Origin of the sequence: Micromonospora sp. URMC 103 (assembly GCF_051386435.1) — a bacterium.
Classification (GTDB): Bacteria; Actinomycetota; Actinomycetes; order Mycobacteriales; family Micromonosporaceae; genus Micromonospora.
On record NZ_JBPQTR010000003.1, the window covers coordinates 289541 to 310778 of the forward strand.

The 21238-nt window shown below is 73.0% G+C and carries 22 protein-coding genes; 7 read left to right on the top strand and 15 right to left on the bottom strand.

Translation table 11 applies throughout. The features are described 5' to 3' along the window. Positions 1-38 precede the first annotated feature (38 nt). From ACSNOA_RS01725 to ACSNOA_RS01765, 9 genes are all read right to left on the bottom strand, one after another. On the bottom strand, positions 39-416 hold the full coding sequence (locus ACSNOA_RS01725; protein ID WP_076468717.1) for an ArsR/SmtB family transcription factor: 378 nt from the start codon (positions 414-416) through the stop codon (positions 39-41). Positions 417-473: 57 nt separating this feature from the next. After that, positions 474-1010: an orotate phosphoribosyltransferase gene (pyrE, locus tag ACSNOA_RS01730; RefSeq protein ID WP_436655501.1), complete on the bottom strand. Its 537-nt coding sequence runs from the start codon at positions 1008-1010 to the stop codon at positions 474-476. A gap of 167 nt (positions 1011-1177) precedes the next feature. Further along, positions 1178-1984: an SDR family NAD(P)-dependent oxidoreductase gene (locus ACSNOA_RS01735; protein WP_436655503.1), complete on the bottom strand. Its 807-nt coding sequence runs from the start codon at positions 1982-1984 to the stop codon at positions 1178-1180. 10 nt (positions 1985-1994) lie between these two features. Continuing rightward, on the bottom strand, positions 1995-2636 hold the full coding sequence (locus ACSNOA_RS01740) for a hypothetical protein (protein ID WP_436655505.1): 642 nt from the start codon (positions 2634-2636) through the stop codon (positions 1995-1997). 71 nt (positions 2637-2707) lie between these two features. Continuing rightward, the gene (locus ACSNOA_RS01745) at positions 2708-3487 is read right to left on the bottom strand and encodes a hypothetical protein (protein WP_436655507.1); all 780 of its coding nucleotides are present in this window, start codon (positions 3485-3487) and stop codon (positions 2708-2710) included. A gap of 85 nt (positions 3488-3572) precedes the next feature. Beyond that, positions 3573-4187: a DUF4178 domain-containing protein gene (locus ACSNOA_RS01750; RefSeq protein ID WP_436655509.1), complete on the bottom strand. Its 615-nt coding sequence runs from the start codon at positions 4185-4187 to the stop codon at positions 3573-3575. Positions 4188-4292: 105 nt separating this feature from the next. Continuing rightward, a complete protein-coding gene (locus ACSNOA_RS01755; RefSeq protein ID WP_436655511.1) occupies positions 4293-4673 on the bottom strand; it encodes a hypothetical protein in 381 nt (126 codons plus the stop codon). 136 nt (positions 4674-4809) lie between these two features. Continuing rightward, positions 4810-7401 carry an ATP-dependent chaperone ClpB gene (clpB, locus tag ACSNOA_RS01760; protein ID WP_436655513.1) on the bottom strand — a complete coding sequence of 864 codons (2592 nt, stop codon included), beginning with the start codon at positions 7399-7401 and terminating at the stop codon, positions 4810-4812. Positions 7402-7485: 84 nt separating this feature from the next. Beyond that, complete coding sequence (locus ACSNOA_RS01765; RefSeq protein WP_436655515.1) at positions 7486-8142, bottom strand: TetR/AcrR family transcriptional regulator; 657 nt, start codon at positions 8140-8142, stop codon at positions 7486-7488. An 83-nt stretch (positions 8143-8225) separates the two neighbouring features. Between ACSNOA_RS01765 and ACSNOA_RS01770 the strand changes: the two genes are divergently transcribed. Beyond that, positions 8226-9362 (top strand): epoxide hydrolase family protein, encoded by a 1137-nt coding sequence (locus tag ACSNOA_RS01770; RefSeq protein WP_436655517.1) that lies wholly within the window; start codon positions 8226-8228, stop codon positions 9360-9362. Between the two features lie 70 nt (positions 9363-9432). Here ACSNOA_RS01770 and ACSNOA_RS01775 read toward each other — a convergent pair whose 3' ends face one another. Then, a complete protein-coding gene (locus ACSNOA_RS01775) occupies positions 9433-9696 on the bottom strand; it encodes a hypothetical protein (protein WP_436655519.1) in 264 nt (87 codons plus the stop codon). Between the two features lie 233 nt (positions 9697-9929). Here ACSNOA_RS01775 and ACSNOA_RS01780 point away from each other — a divergent pair, with 233 nt between their 5' ends. The 4 genes from ACSNOA_RS01780 (at position 9930) to ACSNOA_RS01795 (ending at position 12658) form a co-directional block, all read left to right on the top strand. After that, the gene (locus tag ACSNOA_RS01780) at positions 9930-10166 is read left to right on the top strand and encodes a winged helix-turn-helix domain-containing protein (protein ID WP_436655521.1); all 237 of its coding nucleotides are present in this window, start codon (positions 9930-9932) and stop codon (positions 10164-10166) included. Between the two features lie 166 nt (positions 10167-10332). Further along, on the top strand, positions 10333-10833 hold the full coding sequence (locus ACSNOA_RS01785; protein WP_436655523.1) for a cation:proton antiporter regulatory subunit: 501 nt from the start codon (positions 10333-10335) through the stop codon (positions 10831-10833). Positions 10834-10840: 7 nt separating this feature from the next. After that, positions 10841-12046, top strand: a complete 1206-nt coding sequence (locus ACSNOA_RS01790) for a cation:proton antiporter (protein ID WP_436655525.1) — start codon at positions 10841-10843, stop codon at positions 12044-12046. Positions 12047-12226: 180 nt separating this feature from the next. Then, complete coding sequence (locus tag ACSNOA_RS01795; RefSeq protein WP_436655528.1) at positions 12227-12658, top strand: hypothetical protein; 432 nt, start codon at positions 12227-12229, stop codon at positions 12656-12658. 102 nt (positions 12659-12760) lie between these two features. On the opposite strand, the gene ACSNOA_RS01800 is transcribed toward ACSNOA_RS01795, so the two are convergent. From ACSNOA_RS01800 to dnaK, 5 genes are all read right to left on the bottom strand, one after another. After that, positions 12761-12943, bottom strand: coding sequence for a hypothetical protein (locus ACSNOA_RS01800; protein ID WP_436655530.1), 183 nt, complete (start codon positions 12941-12943; stop codon positions 12761-12763). 116 nt (positions 12944-13059) lie between these two features. Further along, positions 13060-13503: a heat shock protein transcriptional repressor HspR gene (locus ACSNOA_RS01805; protein WP_436655532.1), complete on the bottom strand. Its 444-nt coding sequence runs from the start codon at positions 13501-13503 to the stop codon at positions 13060-13062. Positions 13504-13532: 29 nt separating this feature from the next. Further along, positions 13533-14720 carry a molecular chaperone DnaJ gene (gene dnaJ / locus ACSNOA_RS01810; RefSeq protein ID WP_436655534.1) on the bottom strand — a complete coding sequence of 396 codons (1188 nt, stop codon included), beginning with the start codon at positions 14718-14720 and terminating at the stop codon, positions 13533-13535. 85 nt (positions 14721-14805) lie between these two features. Then, positions 14806-15561 carry a nucleotide exchange factor GrpE gene (gene grpE / locus ACSNOA_RS01815; protein WP_436655536.1) on the bottom strand — a complete coding sequence of 252 codons (756 nt, stop codon included), beginning with the start codon at positions 15559-15561 and terminating at the stop codon, positions 14806-14808. A 42-nt stretch (positions 15562-15603) separates the two neighbouring features. Next, positions 15604-17469: a molecular chaperone DnaK gene (gene dnaK / locus ACSNOA_RS01820; protein WP_436655538.1), complete on the bottom strand. Its 1866-nt coding sequence runs from the start codon at positions 17467-17469 to the stop codon at positions 15604-15606. A gap of 221 nt (positions 17470-17690) precedes the next feature. Here dnaK and ACSNOA_RS01825 point away from each other — a divergent pair, with 221 nt between their 5' ends. After that, positions 17691-19505, top strand: a complete 1815-nt coding sequence (locus ACSNOA_RS01825) for an ABC transporter (RefSeq protein WP_436655540.1) — start codon at positions 17691-17693, stop codon at positions 19503-19505. A 17-nt stretch (positions 19506-19522) separates the two neighbouring features. Further along, positions 19523-21187, top strand: a complete 1665-nt coding sequence (locus ACSNOA_RS01830; RefSeq protein WP_436656186.1) for a GTPase — start codon at positions 19523-19525, stop codon at positions 21185-21187. Positions 21188-21238 lie beyond the last annotated feature (51 nt).

Consider the following 21238-nt stretch of genomic DNA (forward strand, 5'->3'; position numbering starts at 1 on the left):
GTCCCTGCTCGGGGATGGCACCGGACAGTCGGTACGGGTCAGCGAGCCTTCTTCGTGGCCCGCTTCCGCGGCGGGGTCAGCAGGTCGGCGATCGTGGCGATCGCCGTCGGCACCAGCCGGTAGTACGCCCACACACCGCGCTTCTCCCGCTCCAGCAAGCCGGCCTCGGTGAGGATGCGCAGGTGGTGGCTGACCGTCGGCTGAGAGAGGCCGAGGGGCGCGGTCAGGTCGCACACGCACGCCTCGCCCTCGGGGGCCGACTGGATCAGGCTCAGCAGCCGCAGCCGGGCAGGGTCGGCGAGGGCCTTGAGAACCCCGGCGAGACGCTCGGCATCGGCACGTTCGATTGGCTCGCCGGCAAGCGGCGAGATCTGAGGCATAGTCATTTCAGCCAACGCAGTTCCCACGTTTTCCATCCTTCCACCAGCAGCATCGATCCGCCTGCATATCAGCAGATCCGAATCGGCAGACTTTTACGCCACAAGGCCGAGGTCAGCCAACGTATAGGCCGCCCGATACGGCAGTCCGGCGGCTCGCACCGCGTCGCCGGCGCCTCGATCAACAATAACCGCCACCCCCACGACGTCGGCCCCGGCCTCGCGGAGCGCTTCGACAGCGGTGAGCACACTCGACCCCGTCGTCGATGTGTCCTCCACCGCCAGGACACGGCGACCGGCCACGTCGGGACCCTCGATTCGTCGCTGCATGCCGTGCGCCTTGCCGGCCTTGCGCACCACGAAGGCGTCCAAGGCCCGGTCGAGCGGGGCAGCGTGCAGCATCGAGAGCGCGATCGGGTCGGCGCCCAGGGTCAGTCCGCCAACGGCGTCGTACTCCCAGTCGGCGGTGAGGTCGAGCATCACCCGGCCAACCAACGGCGCAGCCTGGTGATGGAGCGTGACGCGTCGCAGGTCGACGTACCAGTCCGCCTCGCGGCCGGAGGAGAGCACCACCCGGCCGTGGACCACGGCCAGATCAGTGATGAATTTACGCAGGTCGTCGCGGTCCCCCATGGCGATAGAGGGTACTGCGCAAGTCTGGGAGCCGCGTGCGGGGTCCACCCACCTCCCACCGGTGGGCGACCGATGGATGGCGATGTACGACTACTCTGAGCGACTGAGCCCGATCCGATCGCCACGGGCGCCGGAGCGACCGTCCGACGGCGACTCCGGCGAAGCGGTCAGGCTTCGTCGCGGCCGATCCGGCCGCGGGTGTCGCGGGCGACAGCCTGCAGCAGCCGGCGCGGCGCGTGGCGCAGACCGGCGACGGCCAGCTTGTACTTCCATGCCGGGACACTGACCAGCTTGCCTTTTCGCAGGTCACGCAGGGCCTCGGCGACCACGTCGTCGGCCCGCAGCCACATCCACTCCGGCGTCTTCGACATGTTGATGCCGGCCCGATCGTGGAATTCGGTGCGGGTGTAGCCGGGGCACAGCGCCATCACGCGTACGCCGAACGGCCGCGCCGACTGGCCCACGGACTCGCTGAAGTTGGTGACCCACGCCTTGCTCGCCGAGTACGTCGAGCCGGGCATGACCGCCCCAAACCCCGCGACGGAAGAGACATTTATCACTGCCCCGCGTCGCCGCTCGGTCATCGGTCGCAGCGCGGCGAGGGTCAGCCGCATCACCGCGTGCACGTTGAGGCGCAGGAGCCGGGCCTCGTCGTCCGCCGAGGATCGCAGGAACGGCTTGTTGAGGCTGATCCCGGCGTTGTTGACGAGCAGGTCGACCGGGTTGCCCGAGGTCAGCCGGCCCTCGACGAGCGCGCAACCGTCGTCGGTGGACAGATCGGCCGAGATCGTCTCGACCTCCCGGCCGTGCCGGCCCTTCAGCTCGGCCGCCATCCCGGCGAGTCGGGCGGCATCCCGGGCCACGAGGACGAGGTGCCAGCCGTCGGCGGCCAGCCGGCGCGCGAACGCTGCACCGATGCCGGCGGTCGCACCGGTCACCAGAGCCCGCTGCTCGGCCGTGGTGGAGTCGGGCATCGGGCGGTCCTCAGCTGGGCGGGTACGGGGTCATGGGCGGCTGGTGCGGAGCGGGCGGAAACGCGGGTGGGGCGGCCGGCGCGGACGGGCGCCGGCGGAACCAGGCGTTCGCCGCCGGCAGCGCCAGCAACGTGGCTACCACAAGGTAACCGAGCGCCTGGCCTACCGAAAGCCCTCCGTTCAACGGGATCCACCACGACGGGTAGGCGTCGCCGACGAGGCCCAGCAGCTCCCCGGTGGCGCGATCACCGTCGCCCAGTTGGAGCGGGGCGGCCCGCTGCCCGACGAGGAGCGCCAGGGCGCAGCAACCGCACAGCAGCCCGAGGCCGCAGACGACCCAGGTCGCGACCCGTGCCCCCGGCCGGCCACTGCCCAGACCGATGGCGAGGCCGGCGAGGAGGAGAGCGGCCAGCACGGACAGCACGGCGGACAACACCGCGGAGGCCCGCAGCAGCGCCACCACGCCGTCGACCTGCTCGGCCGTGGCGGCGGCGCCGGTCGCGGCGGACCGGAACCGGTCCACCGTGCCGCCGAGCACGAGCAGGCCGGCCACGGCGTACGCGAACGCGACGACCGCCATCAGCAGCAGGACCGCCGTCGCGAGCGCCACCACGCCGGGACGGCGGGCCGGCGCCTGTTGCGGGTACGACACGACGGATCCCTCCGGTAGGCGTCGGCTTGCAACCTACTCGGAGGGATCCTCGACGTCGTCGTCGTCCCGGATCAACTCCCCGACGGCGGGGTCGGGCCCGGCCGGTCCGACCCGGACGGCTGGTCGCCCGGCTGGCCGGGCTGACCCGGCGGCGGGTAGCCGGGGGTCGGCGGGTAACCGGGCTCGGCCTGCGAGTAGCCGGGCTGGCCGGGCACCTGCGGGTAGCCGGGAGTCGACGGGTACGCGCCGCCGGGAACCGGCGGCTCCCATCCGGCCTGCGGCTTGCGGAAGAACTCGTTCGCCTTCGGCAGCGCCAGCAGGATCAGCGCGGCGAGCAGCGCGAGCACGCCGATCACGCCGAGCAGGGTGTTCACCGGGTTGAACCAGCCGGGAAGCGCCTCGTCGAGGCGGCGCTGGATCTCGTCCGGGCTCGGCGCGTCACCGGTGCTGCTGCTGCCGCCCGCAGCGCCGCCGAAGCCACCCGCCGCGCCGCTGATCAGGCCGCCACCCGTGCAGCAGACCAGGATGCCGCCGAGGATCCAGGTGGTGATCCGGGATCCGTTCTTGCCGCGGTTGTTGAGCACGGCCAGCACGACCAGCACGATCGAGAGGAGCAGGATGAAGATCGCGCTGCCGATGCCGATGGCGAAGGTGACGTCGGCGACCGTGTTGGCCGCGTTGGCGGAGGTGCCCTGGTACGCGTCACGCATCACGTCGCGGATGGTGCCGATGGTGGTAAGCGTGATGATCAGGCTGATGACCTGGACGACGGCGAAAAGTATCAGCAGGTAACTGGAAATCGTCACCACGCTCGGCCGTGTCCGTGCCGGCGTGCTGTGGGGATCGACCACGATGCTCCTTCCCTAGATCGCGCCCACACCGTATCGGCAACGGGCCAATCCGGCAGGCCGCGACGCGGCCCGCATCGGGGAAGGGCTACTTCTCGCCGCTCCGCGGGCGGACGACCACCTCGGCGGGGTCCAGCACCTCGCCCCGGGCCACCTCCCAGCCCGCCTCGCCGTACGCCTCGAAGGAGAGCCGGGCGCCGCCGGCCGACTGGTAGTCGTGGTACCGCATCGTGCCGGACGGCTCGCGGCCGGTGCCGTCGGTGGCCGTGTAGCGCGCCTCGCCCGACTCGATCCAGCCGTAGCGCTGCCCCGCGAGCGCGATGGTCGGCGCGCCCGGGGTGACGGTCGCGCCGGGCTCAGCGGCCCACAGCACGAGTTCCAAATCCCGGTCCTCCTCGACCGAGAGCCGGCGCCGGACGCCGTCGGCGTCGTCGAGCAGGTGCTCCGCCCAGCTCCAGCCCCCCTCGACCAGGCGGATCGTGCCGCGGACCGGATGGGGCACGCCGCGGATCTCGACGACGTCGCCGGGGCTGATGCCGCGCAGGGCGTCCCCGTCGGTCGGCGTGCGGCCGCTCCCGGTGGACGGGCGGCCGCTTCCCCGGGCCGGGCCGGGCCGGGAGCGGCGCACCACCGCCACGACGATCGCGGCCACCACGACCAGGCAGGCCAACGCCACCGCCAGGTACGCCAACCACCCGTTCACCCGGCCACCCTCCCCTGGTCCCGCCGGCGCAGACGCTAACAACCCTGTGCACCGGGACGTACCTGTCGACCGCGAAGTGAGCGCCCGGTCACCGGCGACCGGCCGTCACGCCCCGGCGAGGCGCTCCGCGGCGTACGTTCCGAGCGCGGACCGACCCATCACGCACCCCGTGAACGTGGTGAACTCGCCTGGGTCGTCGCGCAGCGCCGTCCACGCCTCCCGGCCGGCCGCCGGGTCGAGGTGTTCCAGCAGCGTCGCCGCGTACGCCCGGCCGGCCGGCGAGCCGCGGTCGAGCAGCCGGTCGACGTGCCCGCGTACCTCCTCGGGACGCGCGCCCAGCGCGGCCTCGACGCGTTGGTACGCCTCGGTCACCGGCAGCACCGTCCCCGCGAAGCCGACGCCGCCGAAGGCGAGCGTGTCCGCCCGCGCGAGTTCCTCGACGGCGTCCTCGATCTCCCGATCCCGCCTCTTCCCGAGCCCGAACATGTCCCACCCTTTCCCCGCGACGCCCGCTCTCACCCCTCCGAGCCCGTCCTCGGCCGGTCGATCATGAGGTTGACGGCGACGATGAAGATCGAAGCCGCCGTCAACCTCATGATCGACGCGATCAGGGAGTGCCGGGTCAGGCGGGGGTCACCGTCAGGGTGTTCTGGTCGGCCGAGAGGTCGACCTTGACCGTGTGGCCGTCGCGGATCTGGCCGGCCAGCAGGGCCTTGGCGAGCTGGTCGCCGATGGCGGACTGCACGAGCCGCCGCAGCGGACGCGCCCCGTAGATCGGGTCGTACCCGTGCTCGGCCAGCCACTGGCGGCCGGCCTCGGTGATGTCCAGCGCCAGCCGGCGGTCCGCGAGACGCTTGCGCATGCGGTCGAGCTGGATGTCCACGATGGCCCGCAGGTCGTCCCCGCGGAGCGCGGCGAAGACCACCACGTCGTCGAGCCGGTTGAGGAACTCCGGCTTGAAGTGCGACCGGACGACCGTGAGCACGCCCTCACGGCGCTGCTCCTCGGCGAGCGTCAGGTCGCTGATCACCGACGACCCGAGGTTCGAGGTGAGGATCAGGATCGTGTTGCGGAAGTCGACCGTACGACCCTGACCGTCGGTGAGCCGACCGTCGTCGAGCACCTGGAGCAGGATGTCGAAGACGTCCGGGTGGGCCTTCTCCACCTCGTCCAACAGGATCACCGAGTACGGCCGGCGGCGCACCGCCTCCGTGAGCTGCCCGCCCTCCTCGTAGCCGACGTAACCGGGCGGCGCACCGACGAGGCGCGCCACGGAGTGCTTCTCGCCGTACTCGCTCATGTCGATGCGGACCATGGCGCGCTCGTCGTCGAACAGGAACTCCGCGAGCGCCTTCGCCAGCTCCGTCTTGCCGACACCCGTGGGGCCGAGGAACAGGAAGCTGCCCGTGGGCCGGTCGGGGTCCGCGACACCGGCACGCGCGCGGCGTACGGCGTCGGACACCGCGGCCACGGCCTCGCGCTGGCCGACCACCCGGGCCCCCAGCGAGTCCTCCATGCGCAGCAGCTTCGCCGTCTCGCCCTCCAGCAGGCGGCCGGCCGGGATGCCCGTCCAGGAGGCCACGACGGCGGCGATGTCGTCCGCGCCGACCTCCTCCTTGAGCATGGCGCCGTCGGCCTGCAGCCGGGCCAGCTCCTCCTCGGCCTGCTTCAGCTCGGCCTTGAGGGCCGGGATCCGGCCGTACCGCAGCTCGGCGGCGCGCTCCAGCTCGCCGTCGCGCTCGGCGCGCTCGGCCTCGCCGCCCAGCCGCTCCAGCTCCTCCTTGGCGCTGGAGAGCTTGGTGATGTGGTCCTTCTCCAGCTTCCAGCGGTCGGCGAGCGCCGTGAGCTGCTCGCGCTTGTCGGCCAGCTCCTTGCGGAGCCGCTCCAGCCGCTCGGCGGAGGCGTCGTCCGGCTCCTTGGCCAGCGCCATCTCCTCGATCTCCAGCCGACGGACGGCGCGCTCGATCTCGTCCACCTCGACCGGACGGGAGTCGATCTCCATCCGCAGCCGGGACGCGGACTCGTCCACCAGGTCGATGGCCTTGTCCGGCAGGAAGCGGTCGGTGATGTAGCGGTCGGAGAGGGTGGCGGCGGCGACCAGCGCGGCGTCGGTGATGCGTACGCCGTGGTGCACCTCGTAGCGCTCCTTGAGCCCGCGCAGGATGCCGATGGTGTCCTCGATCGTCGGCTCGCCGACCAGCACCGGCTGGAAGCGCCGCTCCAGGGCCGGGTCCTTCTCAATGTGCTCCCGGTACTCGTCGAGGGTGGTCGCGCCGACCATCCGCAGCTCGCCACGGGCCAGCATCGGCTTGAGCATGTTGCCGGCGTCCATCGAGCCCTCGCCCTTGCCGGCGCCCACCACGGTGTGCAGCTCGTCGAGGAACGTGATGACCTGCCCGTTGGAGTTCTTGATCTCCTCGAGCACGGACTTCAGCCGCTCCTCGAACTGGCCGCGGTACTGCGCGCCGGCCACCATGGCGCCCAGGTCGAGCGAGACGAGCTTCTTGTCCCGCAGCGACTCCGGCACGTCGCCGGCGACGATCCGCTGGGCCAGCCCCTCGACGATCGCGGTCTTGCCCACGCCCGGCTCGCCGATGAGCACGGGGTTGTTCTTCGTACGCCGGGACAGCACCTGGATCACCCGGCGGATCTCCGAGTCCCGGCCGATGACCGGGTCGATCTTGCCGTCGCGGGCGCTCGCGGTCAGGTCGACGCCGTACTTGGCCAGGGCCTGGTAGGTCTGCTCCGGGTCGGCGGTCGTCACCCGACGGTCCCCACCACGGACGGTCGGGAACGCGGCGACCAGGGTCTCCTCGGTGGCCCCGGCCGTCTTCAGCGCGTTGGCCACCGCGCCGCCCACCCGGGCCAGACCGGCCAGCAGGTGCTCGGTGGAGGTGTACTCGTCACCGAGCGGCCGGGCGATCTGCTCGGCGGCGCCGATGGCGTTGACGAACTCCCGGGCCAGGGTCGGCTCGGCGATGCTGGAGCCGCGTGCCGCGGGAAGCGCGTCGACCGCGCGCTGGGCGGCCCGGCGCAGCTCGGCGGGGTCGGCCCCGACGGCGCGCAGCAGGCCGGGGGCGGTCGAGCCCTCGGTGTCGAGCAGTGACAGCAGCAGGTGCCAGGGCTCCACGGTGGCGTGGCCGCGCTGGTTCGCCAGCGCGACGGCACCGGTGATGGTTTCGCGGCTCTTGGTGGTGAGACGTTCCGTGTTCATGACTCCCCCGGATCGACAGGTCCGCTAGGAAGGACACAACCAGAGTTGAGCCTATTCCGCTCAACCCTAGCGCTGTGACCCCCGTCACTCCCGACGCCGCCAGCGCCAGTCGAACTCACCCGCCGCGGGCGGCGGCCCCGGCAACGGCTCGGCGTCCGCGCCGACCGACAGGCCAGCCAGCAGCACCGCGAGCTGACGGCGGCGTAGCTGCCGGGTGCGGTCCGGATCGGGTACGCGCACCGCGGCGCACGCCTCCAGCAGCAGGCCGAGATCCTGCACCACCACGTCGGGCCGGAGCCGTCCGCCGGCGTGCGCCCGCTCGACCAGTTCGGCGGCCAGCTCGTTGGCGCGGACCGCGTCCCGGCCCATCTCCTCCGTCGGGGTGAACGTGCCGGCCAGGTGCACGGTCAACGAGTGCACGTCGGCGTCGACCACCCGGGCGAGGAAGCCGGTGAGGGCCCGCCACGGGTCCGGCTCGGCCAGGACCGCCTCGGCCTCGGCGACGTACCGCCGCAGCCCGTCGTGGCAGAGCCGGCGCAGCAGGTCCTCCTTGCCCGCATACCGCCGATAGAGGGCGCTGATGCCGACGCCGGCGCGCTCGGCGACGGCGGCGATGGGCGCCTTCGGGTCGGCGAGGAAGACGGCGCGGGCGGCTTCCAGGATCACCTCGTCGTTGCGGGCCGCCTGGGCGCGGCGCCCGGCGAGGGGCCCGGCGACGGGGCCTGCGGTCGGGTTCGACATGCCTCCAGGTTACCAGTGGAACGGATCGTTCCGGTCTGCTATGTTAAAGCAGAACGAAGCATTCCGTTCCGAAGGAGTGAGCCATGACCGGCACCGCGATCCGCCCGTTCCGCGTGGAGGTCCCGCAGACCGCCCTCGACGACCTGGCCGACCGGCTGCGCCGGACCACCTGGCCCGGAGATCTGCCCGGCGCCGGCGACGCGTACGGCATGCCCACCCGCCGGGTCCGCGACCTGGTCGAGCACTGGCTGGAGCGGTTCGACTGGCGGGCCGTCGAGGCGCGGCTGAACGCGCACCCGCAGTTCGTCACCGAGATCGACGGCGCGGAGCTGCACTTCCTGCACGTCCGGTCCTCAAGGGCGGACGCCACCCCGCTGGTGCTCACCCACGGCTGGCCGGGCTCGGTCGTCGAATACCTCGACGTGATCGCGCCGCTCACCGAGCCGACCGACCGGGCGGCGCCCGCCTTCCACCTGGTCATCCCGTCGCTGCCCGGCTTCGGCTTCTCCGGCCCCACCCGCAGCGCCGGCTGGAACCGCTACCGCACCGCCCGCGCCTGGAAGGAGCTGATGAGCCGGCTGGGGTACGAGCGGTACGGCGCGGTCGGCAACGACGCCGGCTCGATGGTCGCGCCGGAGCTGGGCCGGATCGACCCGGAACACGTGCTCGGCGTGCACGTCACCCAGCTCTTCTCGTTCCCCTCCGGCGACCCGGCCGAGTTCGCCGGCCTCTCCGCTGCCGACCAGGCGGCGCTCGCGCACCTCCAGTGGTTCTACGAGAACAAGTTCTCGTTCAACCAGGTCCACAGCCAGCAACCCCAGACCCTCGCGTTCGGGCTGGCCGACTCGCCGGTGGGGCTGCTGGCCTGGAACGCCCAGCTCTTCGACGAGAGCCTGGACGCCGACTTCGTCCTCGCGAACGTGGCGCTCTACTGGTTCACGGGCACCGCCGCCTCGGCGATCCGCTTCTACTGGGAGGACGCCCACGCCGACGAGCAGCCCAGCGGGCCGACCACCGCGCCCACCGCGCTCGCCATGTTCCCCGGCGACTTCCGGTCGATCCGCCGCTTCGCCGACCGGGACCACGCGAACATCGTCCGGTGGACGGCGTACGACGCGGACGTCGACGGGCGCGGCGACGTCGGCGGTCACTACGCCGCCCACCAGGCCACCGAGGTGCTGGTGGGCGACATCCGCGAATTCTTCGCCAGCCTCCGCTGACCGGTGCCGCCTCGGTTGCCCGCCCCCGCTTCCCGTTGGGCCGGGCACCGGCGCCGATCCCGTCGGAGCCTCATCCGGGAGATCGACGGGGCAGGCGCGGGGTGCAGGGAGTTACATGCTCGGCCCGCAGGACGCAGCGCCGGCCGTCGTCCAGCCGGCGGTCGCAGAAGACCCAGTGCCGTACCCCCTGGTTGTCCTCGGTCGAGACGGTTATCCCGCCGAGGTCGACGGCGGCGAGGAAGGCCAGCGCCCGCCCGGCCGTTCGGCCCAGGATCTTGGCGCGCGCCACGTCCGGCGCAGCGACTGGAAGGTGGATGACATAGCGCCCGGTCATCACGGGACCGTTCGGCATTCCACAGCGTGGTCCCTTCTGGCCATGGCGTTGCTCGGTCACGGACACCGACCAGGGAAACGGTTGCCTACCAGGACTTCCGCCGGCCGGTGTCCGCCCGGTCAACATACAATGCAAAGCATTCGAACACAACAAGTAAGCATGCTAAGCACGCGAAGTGTTGGCCGACCGGTGACCTGCGTGGGAAGATCTTGGGGCCTACCAGGAGTGCCGACATGCCCCGAGTTTCCGATCGTCAACGCATCGCGCAGGACATCCGCGACAAGATCAGCGCCGGCGAGTACGCGCCCGGCGACAAGCTTCCGTCGCTGCGGGAGATGGTCGCCCACTACGGCGTCTCCGCCGAGCCGGTGCGCTCCGCCCTCCTGATCCTCCAGGCGGAGGGGCTCGTCGAGGGGCACCAGGGCAAGGGCACCTACGTCCGACCGCGCTCCTCCTCCGGGTCTGACTGACGCTCGAAAGATCGACACGACATCGGGGATCTGGCGGGGTCGGACGCGGCGGGACACCGCCACATCGGCGGACTGGAGTCGATCACCCGGCGCCGGCCGGCGGGCGGGGATAGGCCACGATCACGCTACGGGGATCGACGGGCGCGCACGCGGTAGCGTTGCCCGGGTGCGAGTACGTGTCGAACAGACCGCGCTACCGGGGATCGGCGTACGTCACGAGCTGGTGACGGAGTCGGGGCGCCGGCTGGGTGTGGTCTCCCACCGCAACGGTCGTCGTGACCTCGTCCTCTACGACCCGGACGATCCCGATTCCTGCCAGGCCGACATCCCGCTGACGGACGACGAGGCCGAGGCGCTCGCCGACATCCTCGGCGCGTCGCTGATGCTCGGCCAGCTCTCCGGGCTGCGGGAACAGGCCGCCGGGCTGCTCACCGAGCAGGTCGCGATCCCGGCCGGCTCCCCGTACGTCGGTCGGAAGCTCGGTGACACCAAGGCGCGTACCCGCACGGGCGCCTCCATCGTCGCGGTGCTCCGCGAGAAAGAGGTGATCGTCTCGCCGGACCCGGCCTTCCGCTTCGCGGCCGGTGACGTGGTGGTCGTGGTCGGGACCCGGCAGGGTCTCGACGGGGTGACCGCCATCCTCGCCGACACCGACCCGGACGGCTGAGGCGCGGATGCACGAAACCACCACACTGCTCATCGAGGTCGGCGCGCTGCTCTTCCTGCTCGGTCTGCTCGGCCGGCTGAGCCGCCGGATCGGCCTCTCGCCCATTCCGCTCTACCTGCTCGCCGGGCTCGCCTTCGGGCACGGCGGGTTGCTGCCGCTCAACGCCAGCGAGGAGTTCTTCGCCGTCGGCGCCGAGATCGGCGTGATCCTGCTGCTCGTGATGCTCGGCCTGGAGTACTCGGCCAACGAGCTCGTCGGCAACCTCCGCTCCGCGGCCCCGGCCGGGCTCATCGACGGGGCCCTCAACGCGCTGCCCGGGGCCGCGTTCGCGCTGCTGCTCGGCTGGGACTGGGTGGCCGCCCTGGTGCTCGCCGGCATCACCTGGGTCTCCTCCTCCGGCGTCATCGCCAAGGTCCTCGGCGACCTGGGCCGGCTCGGTAACCGCGAGACCCCGGTCATCCTCTCCGTCCTCGTGATCGAGGACCTGGCCATGGCGCTCTACCTGCCGCTCGTGACCGCCGTGCTGGCCGGCACCGGCCTGCTGGGCGGAGGCATAGCGCTCGCCGTCGCGGTCGGCACCGTCCTGGTCGTCCTCGCGGTCGCCATCCGCTACGGCAGCGCCATCTCGACCTTCATGTCGGCGAAGGACCCGGAGGCGCTGCTGCTCGGGGTGCTCGGCATGACGCTGCTGGTAGCCGGCTTCGCGGCCAAGCTCCAGGTCTCGGCGGCGGTCGGCGCGTTCCTGGTCGGCATCGCGCTCTCCGGTCCGGTCGCGCACCACGCCACCGAGCTGCTCTCGCCCCTGCGGGACCTGTTCGCGGCCGTGTTCTTCGTCTTCTTCGGCCTGACAACCGACCCGCGGGAGATCCCACCCGTCCTGCTGCCGGCGCTCGCCCTGGCGGTCGTCACCATGGCGACCAAGACGCTCACCGGCTACCTGGCCGCCCGCCGCATCGGCATCGCCGAGCCCGGCCGGTGGCGCGCCGGCCTCGCACTCGTGCCCCGGGGCGAGTTCTCCATCGTCATCGCGGGGCTCGCCGTGGCAGCCGGCAGCGTCGAGCCGCGGCTGGCCGCGCTCGCCACGGCGTACGTCCTCATCACCGTGGTGACCGGGCCGATGCTGGCGCGACTGCCGGACTTCCCCTGGTTCAAGCGCTGGCTGCGCCAGCGCGCGTCGGCGCAGCGGCGGAAGCCGCTGGCGGTCCCGGACTGACACTGGTCACTGCCCTTCCGGGCCGGGTCCGCCGTACGGCCGATCCGGCCCGGCCGAGGGTCGAGTAATTGGTCCCTGGAGGGTCTACCGCTACTCGCCGGTACCGCGTTACCGTGTCGCCCCAGCAGCCAGGTCCGCGGGTGGCCGTGCCAACTGTGGGCGATAGCGGAAGGTTGGCCGGTGAGCGTGCAGGAGTCGACGTTCCACGGCTTCGCCAACCCCGTCGACCCGTCTCCGGCGGAGTTGCGGGCGTGGGCCTACCACCCGGATTCGGTGCCACTCGCCTCGATGCCGCCCGACTGGGATCTGCTGGTCTCCGGTGACCGGCTGGTGACGACGCTGTTCGACCTGGCCATGGACCCGTCCTGCCCGGCCCGCCGGTTCGCCCTGCACTGCCTGTACATCTACGCGGCCGACGGCATCCGCACGAACTTCCGCGCGCACCCCAAGCGCCGCTTCCGGAAGCTCGTCGAGCAGGCCGAGAAGAACGGCGACGAGCTGATGCGGGTCTGGGCGCACAACAGCCGTGTGCTGCTGGCCCGGCCCGACCTCTTCGTGTACCGCGACTGGTGCGAGGGCGGCCTGGTCCGGGAGAACCGCCGCCTGGCCTGACCCACCCCACCCAGCGCGGGCGCGCACGAACGGGCCGGGACCCCCCGTGGGTCCCGGCCCGTTCGTCGGCGTCGGGGTTCCGCCCGGCGCCCGGCTTTCCGGCTAGGCCTCCGCCCGCCGCTCGTCCACCTGGCCGGCGAAGCGCCCCTCCTTCACCACGTCGGTGAATCGTGCCTTGGTGATCTTCGCGAACCGCGCCCGGAGCGTCTCGGCGATCGCGTCGAGCCGCTCCTCCGCCCGCTGGGCCACCTGCTGCGCCGCCTCCGTCATCGCTCCCCCTGCCATGCCGGTAGGTCTGGATTGCGCGGAAAAGACCTCATTTGCAGGTTAACCAGAACGGCCCGGCCCGCGCCGGGAAACCGGCGAGCGGACCGGGCCGTCGGGCGCCGGAGGACGCGGGGTCAGCGGTCGGTGCCGCGGCGGGGGCGCCAGACCACGAGCGCCGTGGAGGTGCGGTTGGTCGGGACCAGGTCGCGGCCCGGGAAGCGGGCCAGCGACTCCAGCTCGGCGATCCGGCGGTACGCGGCGTCCAGCTCCGCCTCCAGGCGGGCCACCCGCTGCTGCGCCTCCTCGAGCAGCCGCTCCAGGCCGATGATGCGCTTGACCCCGGCCAGGTTGATGCCGTCGTCCTGGCTGAGCCGCTGCACCTCGCGGAGCAGCACGACGTCCCGGACGCTGTAGCGGCGGCCACCGCCGGCCGCCCGCCCGGCCTGCACCAGGCCGAGCCGGTCGTACTGGCGCAGCGTCTGCGGATGCATGCCCGCCATCCGCGCCGCCACCGAGATCATCAGCACCTTGGCCTCGTAGGCAGGGTCACCCGACGACCTGGAGAACCCGTCCGACATCCCGCTCACCTCCGCGTCCATTCACCGCGTCAACCGACTCGACGCACCCGCGCGTCGAGATGTTCCCGGGCCGCCGGCGGCGTGTGCTCGGTGAACGCCTCCAGCGCCGCCCGCGCCTCGTCCGACACCCGCGCGGGCACCACCACGTCCAGTGTCACCAGCAGGTCGCCCGCCTGACCATCCCGGCGGACCACACCCTTGCCCCGGGCCCGCAGAACCCGCCCGCTCGGCGTACCCGGCGGAACGCGCAGGGTCACGGCGCCGTCGAGGGTGGGCACCCGCAGGTCGGTCCCCAGCACGGCCTCCGCGAAGGTGACCGGCACGGTCAGGGTCAGGTCGTCGCCGCTACGCCCGAACAGCTCGTCCGGCCGTACCTTGACGTGGACGAACAGGTCACCGGCCGGGCCGCCACGCTCGCCGGGCTCACCCCGCCCGGCCAGCCGGATCCGCTGGCCGTCGGCCACCCCGGCCGGGAACCGGACGTTCATCGTCCGGGTCTTGGTCACGCCACCCGTGCCGTGGCACTCCGGGCACTTCTCCTCGACGACCGTGCCGACGCCCTGGCAGTTGCGGCACGGCTCGGAGAAGCTGAACGAGCCCTGGTTGCGCGTGGTCACCCCGGCGCCGTGGCACACCGGGCAGGTGCGCGGCTGGGTGCCGGGCTTCGCCCCGTTGCCCCCACAGGTGTCGCAGACGCCGGGGGCGCGCAGGGTCAGCGGCAGGGTCACGCCGCGGACCGCGTCGCCGAAGTCCAGCGCCACCTCGGTCTCCACGTCCCGCCCGCGGGCCGGGCCGGTCGGCGTGGTCGGGCCGCCGGGGCCGCCCGAGAAGAGCGAGCTGAACAGGTCGGAGAAGCCCGCTCCGCCGAAGCGGCGGTCCCCTCCGCCCCCGGCCGTCGCGCCGCCGAACAGGTCGGAGACGTCGAACGGCATGCCGCCCGGCTGGCCCCCACCCCGGGCGTTGCGGCGGAAGGCGCCCGAGCCGAAGAGCGAGCGCATCTCGTCGTACTCCCGGCGGCGGCCGGGGTCCGACAGCACGTTGTACGCCTCGGACGCGGCCTTGAACCGCTCCTCGGCCTTCGGGTCGCCCGGGTTGTGGTCCGGGTGCGACTCCCGGGCCAGCTTGCGGTACGCCTTCTTGATCTCGTCCGCGGAGGCGGCCTTGTCCACGCCGAGCACGGCGTAGAAGTCCTTCTCGATCCAGTCCTTCGAACTCACCGGTCCACCCCCTCCCCACCGGTGTCCCCAGGTCGCCCCGCCCACCGTCGTACGGCGGGCGGGGCGGCCGGGTCACTGCTTGGCACTATTCCGGGTCCGCGACCGCGACCAGCGCCGGCCGCAGCAGGCGCTCACCGAGCTGGTAGCCGCGCCGCATGATCTGCACGCACGTCGGCTCGGTCACGTCGGCGGAGGTCTGGTGCGCCACCGCCTCGTGCAGGGTCGGGTCGAACGGGTCGCCCTGTTCGCCGAACGGGGTCAACCCGAACTTGCCGAGCGCCGCGGTGAGCTGCTCCGCCACCGTTCCAAACGGCCCGACCAGGTCGCCGTGTTCCCGGGCCCGGTCGAGGTCGTCGAGGATCGGCAGCAGCGCGGCGAGCACGGTGCCGGTCGCCTGCTCGGCGACCACGCCCCGGTCCCGCTCGACCCGCTTGCGGTAGTTGGCGTACTCCGCCGTCACCCGCTGCAGGTCACGGGTCCGCTCGTCGAGGTCGGCGCGAAGCGCCTCCAGCTCGGCACCGAGGGTGGAGCTGGTCGCCGCGTCCACCGGCTCGGCGGGCGCGTCCACCACCGGCGGGCCGGCGGGGGTCGCCCCGTCGACCGTGCCGGCCTCGACCTCGATCTCGTCGACGACGACCTCCGCGTCCTCGACGAGCCCCTCGGCCGGGACGTCGGTCCCGGCGTCGGCGGCGGCCCCCTCCGGCTCGGCGGGCTGGCTGATCTTGCGGTTGTTGCGGATGACGACCCGCGGCGCGTCACCGGTGGCCGGCTCGGCGGGCGCGGAGCCACCCGGCGCCGATCCGGTGTCGCCCGGGTCGGCGGCTCGTGGCTTCTCCGTCATGCGGCTACCTCATCCCTTCGCCGTGAGCCCGTGGGGCGAGCGTCACTTCTTGTCCTCGTCCACGATCTCCGCGTCGACGACGTCGTCGGCGCCACCGGCACCGCCGGCCTGCGCGCCACCGGTCGCCCCGGCACCCGGGCCGGCCTGGCCGCCCGCCTGCTGGCCCTGCTCGGACTGCTGCGCGTAGAGCAGCGAACCGGCCTGCTGGGACACCTGCGCCAGCCGCTCGTGCGCCGACTTGATCTTCTCGATGTCCTGGCCGCCGAGCGCGCTGCGCAGCTCGCCGAGCGCCTCGTTGAGCTGGTCCCGGTTCTCGCTGGGCAGCTTGTCGCCGCTCTCGGCGAGGAACTTCTCCGTCTGCCACTGGAGCGCCTCGGCCAGGTTGCGGGTCTCGGCCTCGTCGCGGCGGCGCTTGTCCTCCTCCGCGTGCTCCTCGGCGTCGCGGCGCATGCGCTCGATGTCATCCTTCGGCAGCGAGGAGCCGCCGGTGATGGTCATCTTCTGCTCCTTGCCGGTGCCGAGGTCCTTCGCGTGGACGTTCACGATGCCGTTCGCGTCGATGTCGAAGGTGACCTCGATCTGCGGCACGCCACGCGGCGCCGGCGGGAGGCCGGTCAGCTCGAAGGTGCCGAGCTTCTTGTTGTAGGCCGCGATCTCGCGCTCACCCTGGAAGACCTGGATCAGCACCGACGGCTGGTTGTCGTCCGCCGTGGTGAAGACCTCGGAGCGCTTCGTCGGGATGGTGGTGTTGCGCTCGATCAGCTTGGTGAAGATGCCGCCCTTGGTCTCGATGCCCAGGCTCAGCGGGGTCACGTCGAGCAGCAGGACGTCCTTGACCTCGCCCTTGAGCACACCGGCCTGCAGCGCGGCGCCGACGGCGACGACCTCGTCCGGGTTGACGCCCTTGTTGGGCTCCTTGCCGGTGAGCTGCTTGACCAGGTCGGTGACGGCCGGCATACGGGTCGAGCCGCCGACGAGGATCACGTGGTCGACGTCCGAGACCTTGATCCCGGCGTCCTTCACGGCCTGCTCGAACGGGCCCTTGCAGCGGTCCAGCAGGTCCTGCGTCATCCGCTGGAACTCGGCGCGGCTCAGCGTCACGTCCAGGTGCAGCGGGCCCGCGGCGCCGGCCGTGATGTAGGGCAGGTTGATGTTCGTGGTGGTGGCGGCGGACAGCTCGATCTTGGCCTTCTCGGCGGCCTCCTTGAGCCGCTGCATGGCCATCTTGTCCTGCGCGAGGTCGATGCCGTGCTCGCCGCGGAAGGTCTTCACCAGGTGGTCGATGATGCGCTGGTCCCAGTCGTCACCACCGAGGTGGTTGTCACCGCTGGTCGACTTGACCTCGATGACACCCTCGGCCAGCTCCAGCAGGGAGACGTCGAAGGTGCCGCCGCCGAGGTCGAAGACCAGGACGGTCTGCTCCTTGGAGCCCTTGTCCAGCCCGTACGCCAGCGCGGCCGCGGTCGGCTCGTTGACGATCCGCAGCACGTTGAAGCCGGCGATCTCACCGGCCTCCTTGGTGGCCTGGCGCTGGCCGTCGTTGAAGTAGGCCGGAACGGTGATCACCGCGTCGGTGATCTGCTCGCCCAGGTACGCCTCGGCGTCCCGCTTGAGCTTCATGAGCGTCCGGGCCGAGATCTCCTGCGGCGTGTACTTCTTGCCGTCGATGTCCACCGACCAGTTGGTGCCGATCTCCCGCTTGACCGACCGGATGGTCCGGTCCGGGTTCGTCACCGCCTGACGCTTGGCGACCTCACCGACGAGCACCTCGCCGTTGCGGGCGAACGCGACGATCGACGGGGTCGTCCGCGAGCCCTCAGCGTTGGCGATGACGGTGGGCTCACCGCCCTCGAGAACGCTGACGCAGGAGTTCGTCGTGCCGAGGTCGATACCGACCGCACGTGCCATCTTCGCTTCCTCGCTTCGTAAGGTTGAGCAGGTGGCGGGCACCGCCCGCCCGGCTGCCTGGCGGGCACCGCCCGCAGCGGACCCGACCACAAGTTGAGTGAACTTGACTCAATAGTGCCACGCCTCCACAGATCGTCAAGTCGAGGTTGAGTCAACCCGACGCAACCCCGGTTGCTACTGATCGGTTGTCTTCCCTTGCGTCGGTCGGGCACGCTTTAGCGGTGACGACGCACGGCGACCCCGCCACCCAGCCCGGCGCGCCCGCCGTCGCAGCCCGCACCGGCCCGCCGGACGCCGCGGAGGACCCGACCGCCACCACCGGGGACGAGAGCCTCCCCGCCGCCCTCGGCGCCCTGCGGGCCGCGATCGAGGCGGCGCGGTTTCCGCTGGCCCTGCCGACGGCAGAGCCGGCCCGGCGCGCCGCCGGCGCCCTGACCGACCAGCTCGACGACTACCTGCTTCCCCGGCTCGCCCGGCTGGACGCACCCCTGCTCGTGGTGGTCGGCGGCTCCACCGGGGCCGGCAAGTCCACCCTCGTCAACAGCCTGGTGAAGGCCCGGGTGAGCGCCGCCGGCGTGCTCCGGCCGACCACCCGCTCACCGGTGCTCGTGTGCAGCCCCGCCGACGCGTCCTGGTTCCGTCAGGGCGACCTGCTGCCCGGTCTCACCCGCCGCACCGAGCCGAGCGACGATCCGCGCACGCTCCAGCTCGTCACCGCCCCGGCTCTCCCGCCCGGGCTGGCCTTCCTCGACGCCCCCGACATCGACTCGGTGGTCGACGCCAACCGGGCGCTCGCCGGGCAGCTGCTCGCCGCGGCCGACCTCTGGCTCTTCGTCACGACCGCCGCCCGCTACGCCGACGCCGTCCCGTGGGAGCTGCTGCGCAGCGCCCGGGCCCGGGGCACCGTGATCGCCATGGTGCTCGACCGGGTGCCCGCCGAGGCGGGCGACGAGATCGCCGCGCACCTCACCGAGATGCTCGCCGACCAGGGGCTCGACCAGGCGCCGCTCTTCGTCCTGCCGGAGACCTGGGTGGACGGGCAGGGGCTGCTGCCCGAACGGGTCACCGCCCCGCTCGCCGACTGGTTCACCCGGCTGGCCGCGGACGCGGAGGCCCGCGCCGCCGTCGTCCGGCAGACGCTGGACGGGGCGCTGGCCGCGCTGCACCCCACCGTCGACGGGCTCGCCGAGGCGGCCGAGGAGCAGGCCGCCGCGGCCGACGCGCTCGACGACCGGGTCCGGGCCGCGTACCGGGGGGCGCACCGGACGGTCGAGGAGGGGCTGCGCGACGGCCGGCTGCTCCGCGGCGAGGTGCTCGCCCGTTGGCAGGAGTTCGTCGGCACCGGCGAGTTCTTCCGCACCCTCGAAGCCCGGATCGGGCGGCTGCGCGACCGCATGGTCGCCGCCCTCACCGGCCGCCCGGCACCGGCCGCCGAACTGCGTACGGCGATCGAGTCCCAGCTCGTGACACTGCTGCGCGGGGTCGCCGCCGAGGCCGCCGAGAACGCGTACACGGCCTGGAAGGCGCATCCGGCCGGGGCCGCACTGCTCGAGCCGGAGCTCGCCCACCCCGCCGACGACCTGCCCGAGCGCGCCGAACGGATGGTCCGGGACTGGCAGCGCGGCGTGCTGGAGCTGGTCCGCGTGGAGGGGGCCGACAAGCGCTTCGTGGCCCGCACCGCCGCGTACGCGGTGAACGCCACCGGCCTCGCCGTGATGATCGCCGTCTTCGCCTCGACCGCCTTCATCCCGACCGGGCTGGAGGTGGCCACCGGGGCGGGCACCACGGTGGCCGCGCAGGCCGTGCTCCAGGCGATCTTCGGTGACCAGGCCGTGCGTACCCTCGCCGCCCGGGCCCGCGCCGACCTCCTCGACCGGGTGCGGACGCTGCTGGACGACGAGGCCGACCGCTACCTGACGCGGAGCGCGGCCGCCCGGCCCGGTCCGGAGACCGCGGACGCGCTGCGCGCCGCCGCCGAACGCGTGGAGAGCGCGCGTCGCCGCAGCGGCCTGACCGCAGAGGGGCCGACCGGGTGAGCAACGTCGTGGGCCGGATGCGGGAGGCGTTCCGCGGCGGCGACCAGCGGGTGGACCCGGACCTGCTGCTCGGCCGCCTGGACGCGGTGCGCCGGTTCCTCGCGGCGGCGGACGGCCGCCTGCCGGACGCCCAACTCGTCCCGGCGCACACCCTGGTCGAGCGGGCCGGTGCCCGGCTGGCGCTGTCCCGGGACCACACCGTGGTGGCGCTCGCCGGAGCGACCGGCAGCGGCAAGTCCAGCCTGTTCAACGCGCTGGCGCGCCTGGAGCTGTCGCCGGTCGGGGTACGCCGCCCCACCACCGGCGTGGCCCACGCCTGCGTCTGGGGCCCGCAGGAGGGCGCCGCACGGCTGCTCGACTGGGTCGGGGTGCTGCCCCGGCACCGGTTCGTGCGGGAGAGCCCGCTCGACGCCGACGACGAGGCGGCGCTGCACGGCCTCGTCCTGCTCGATTTGCCCGACTTCGACTCGGTGCAGCGGTCCCACCGGTTGGAGGTGGACCGGCTGCTCGGCCTGGTCGACCTCGTGGTCTGGGTGGTCGACCCGCAGAAGTACGCCGACCGGGTGATCCACACGAGCTACCTGCGCGAGTTCCACCGCCACCGGGACGTCACGCTGGTCGTGCTCAACCAGGCCGACCGACTGCCCCCGGCCGAGCTGCCCCGGGTCCAGGCCGACCTGCGCCGGCTGCTCGACGCCGACGGGCTCGACGGCGTGCCGCTGCTCGCCACCACGGCCACCCACCCCGACGGCATCGCCGAGCTGCGCGCCGCGCTGGAACGCACCGTCGCCGAACGGCAGGCGGCGCTGCGTCGGCTCGCCGGAGACGTGGACGGTGTGGTGGCCGGCCTCGACGAACTGGTCGGCACCGCGCGGCCGGGTGGCCCCGACGACGCGACGGCCGACGAGCTGACGCGGGCGCTGGCGGGGACGGCCGGGGTGCCGGCGGTGACCGAGGCCGTGCAGCGGGCGTACCGGCACCGGGCGGTGGCGAGCACCGGCTGGCCGCTGGTGCGGGGTTGGCGTCGGTTGCGGCCCGACCCGCTGCGCCGGCTGCACCTGCCCGGCCCGACCGGCGACGCCGCCGATCCCGCCGAGAGCCTCGTGGCGGCCACCTCCGTGCCGGACCCGACGGCCGCGCAGCGGTCCGCGCTGGGGCTCGCGATCCGGGCTGTGGCCGACCACGCCGGGGCCGGGCTGCCGGCGGGCTGGCCGAACGCGGTGACCGACGCGGCCCGATCACGGCTCGGCGACCTGCCGGACGCGCTGGACCGCGCGGTGGCCGGCAGCGACCTCGGGCTGAACCGGCGGCCGTTCTGGTGGCGCCTGGTCGGGACCGTCCAGTGGCTGGTCACCCTGGCGGCGGTCGCCGGGCTGGGCTGGCTCGTGCTGGGCTACGCGCTGCGCGCGCTCGGCCTCCCCGAGCTGGACAACCCGCGGGTGGGCGAGGTGCCCCTGCCCACCCTGCTACTGCTCGGGGGCCTGCTCGCCGGGCTGCTGGTCGCGGCACTGACCCGGCCCGTGGTCCGCTGGGCCGCCCGGCGGGCCCGGCGACGCGCCGAGCAACGCCTCAACGCGGCCGTGGCGGCGGTGGGCCAGGAGTACGTGCTCGCACCCGTCCGGGACGTGCTCACCTCGTACGACGAGGCGCGGGACGCCCTGCGGGACGCCGCCCGCCGCTGATCCGCCCGCATCGCAACCGGTGTCCCGCGTGGCGGCGCGGCGTAGGGTCGG

Excerpts from the sequence above, each read along its gene's own strand:
- ACSNOA_RS01805 (WP_436655532.1), bottom strand. The coding sequence starts at position 13,503 with ATGTCGGACGGGTTCTCCAGGTCGTCGGGTGACCCTGCCTACGAGGCC.
- ACSNOA_RS01725 (WP_076468717.1), bottom strand. The coding sequence starts at position 416 with ATGGAAAACGTGGGAACTGCGTTGGCTGAAATGACTATGCCTCAGATC.
- ACSNOA_RS01770 (WP_436655517.1), top strand. The coding sequence starts at position 8,226 with ATGACCGGCACCGCGATCCGCCCGTTCCGCGTGGAGGTCCCGCAGACC.
- clpB (WP_436655513.1), bottom strand. The coding sequence starts at position 7,401 with ATGAACACGGAACGTCTCACCACCAAGAGCCGCGAAACCATCACCGGT.
- ACSNOA_RS01775 (WP_436655519.1), bottom strand. The coding sequence starts at position 9,696 with ATGACCGGGCGCTATGTCATCCACCTTCCAGTCGCTGCGCCGGACGTG.
- pyrE (WP_436655501.1), bottom strand. The coding sequence starts at position 1,010 with ATGGGGGACCGCGACGACCTGCGTAAATTCATCACTGATCTGGCCGTG.
- ACSNOA_RS01755 (WP_436655511.1), bottom strand. The coding sequence starts at position 4,673 with ATGTTCGGGCTCGGGAAGAGGCGGGATCGGGAGATCGAGGACGCCGTC.
- ACSNOA_RS01790 (WP_436655525.1), top strand. The coding sequence starts at position 10,841 with ATGCACGAAACCACCACACTGCTCATCGAGGTCGGCGCGCTGCTCTTC.
- ACSNOA_RS01735 (WP_436655503.1), bottom strand. The coding sequence starts at position 1,984 with ATGCCCGACTCCACCACGGCCGAGCAGCGGGCTCTGGTGACCGGTGCG.
- grpE (WP_436655536.1), bottom strand. The coding sequence starts at position 15,561 with ATGACGGAGAAGCCACGAGCCGCCGACCCGGGCGACACCGGATCGGCG.
- dnaK (WP_436655538.1), bottom strand. The coding sequence starts at position 17,469 with ATGGCACGTGCGGTCGGTATCGACCTCGGCACGACGAACTCCTGCGTC.
- ACSNOA_RS01800 (WP_436655530.1), bottom strand. The coding sequence starts at position 12,943 with ATGGCAGGGGGAGCGATGACGGAGGCGGCGCAGCAGGTGGCCCAGCGG.
- ACSNOA_RS01830 (WP_436656186.1), top strand. The coding sequence starts at position 19,523 with ATGCGGGAGGCGTTCCGCGGCGGCGACCAGCGGGTGGACCCGGACCTG.
- ACSNOA_RS01780 (WP_436655521.1), top strand. The coding sequence starts at position 9,930 with ATGCCCCGAGTTTCCGATCGTCAACGCATCGCGCAGGACATCCGCGAC.
- ACSNOA_RS01765 (WP_436655515.1), bottom strand. The coding sequence starts at position 8,142 with ATGTCGAACCCGACCGCAGGCCCCGTCGCCGGGCCCCTCGCCGGGCGC.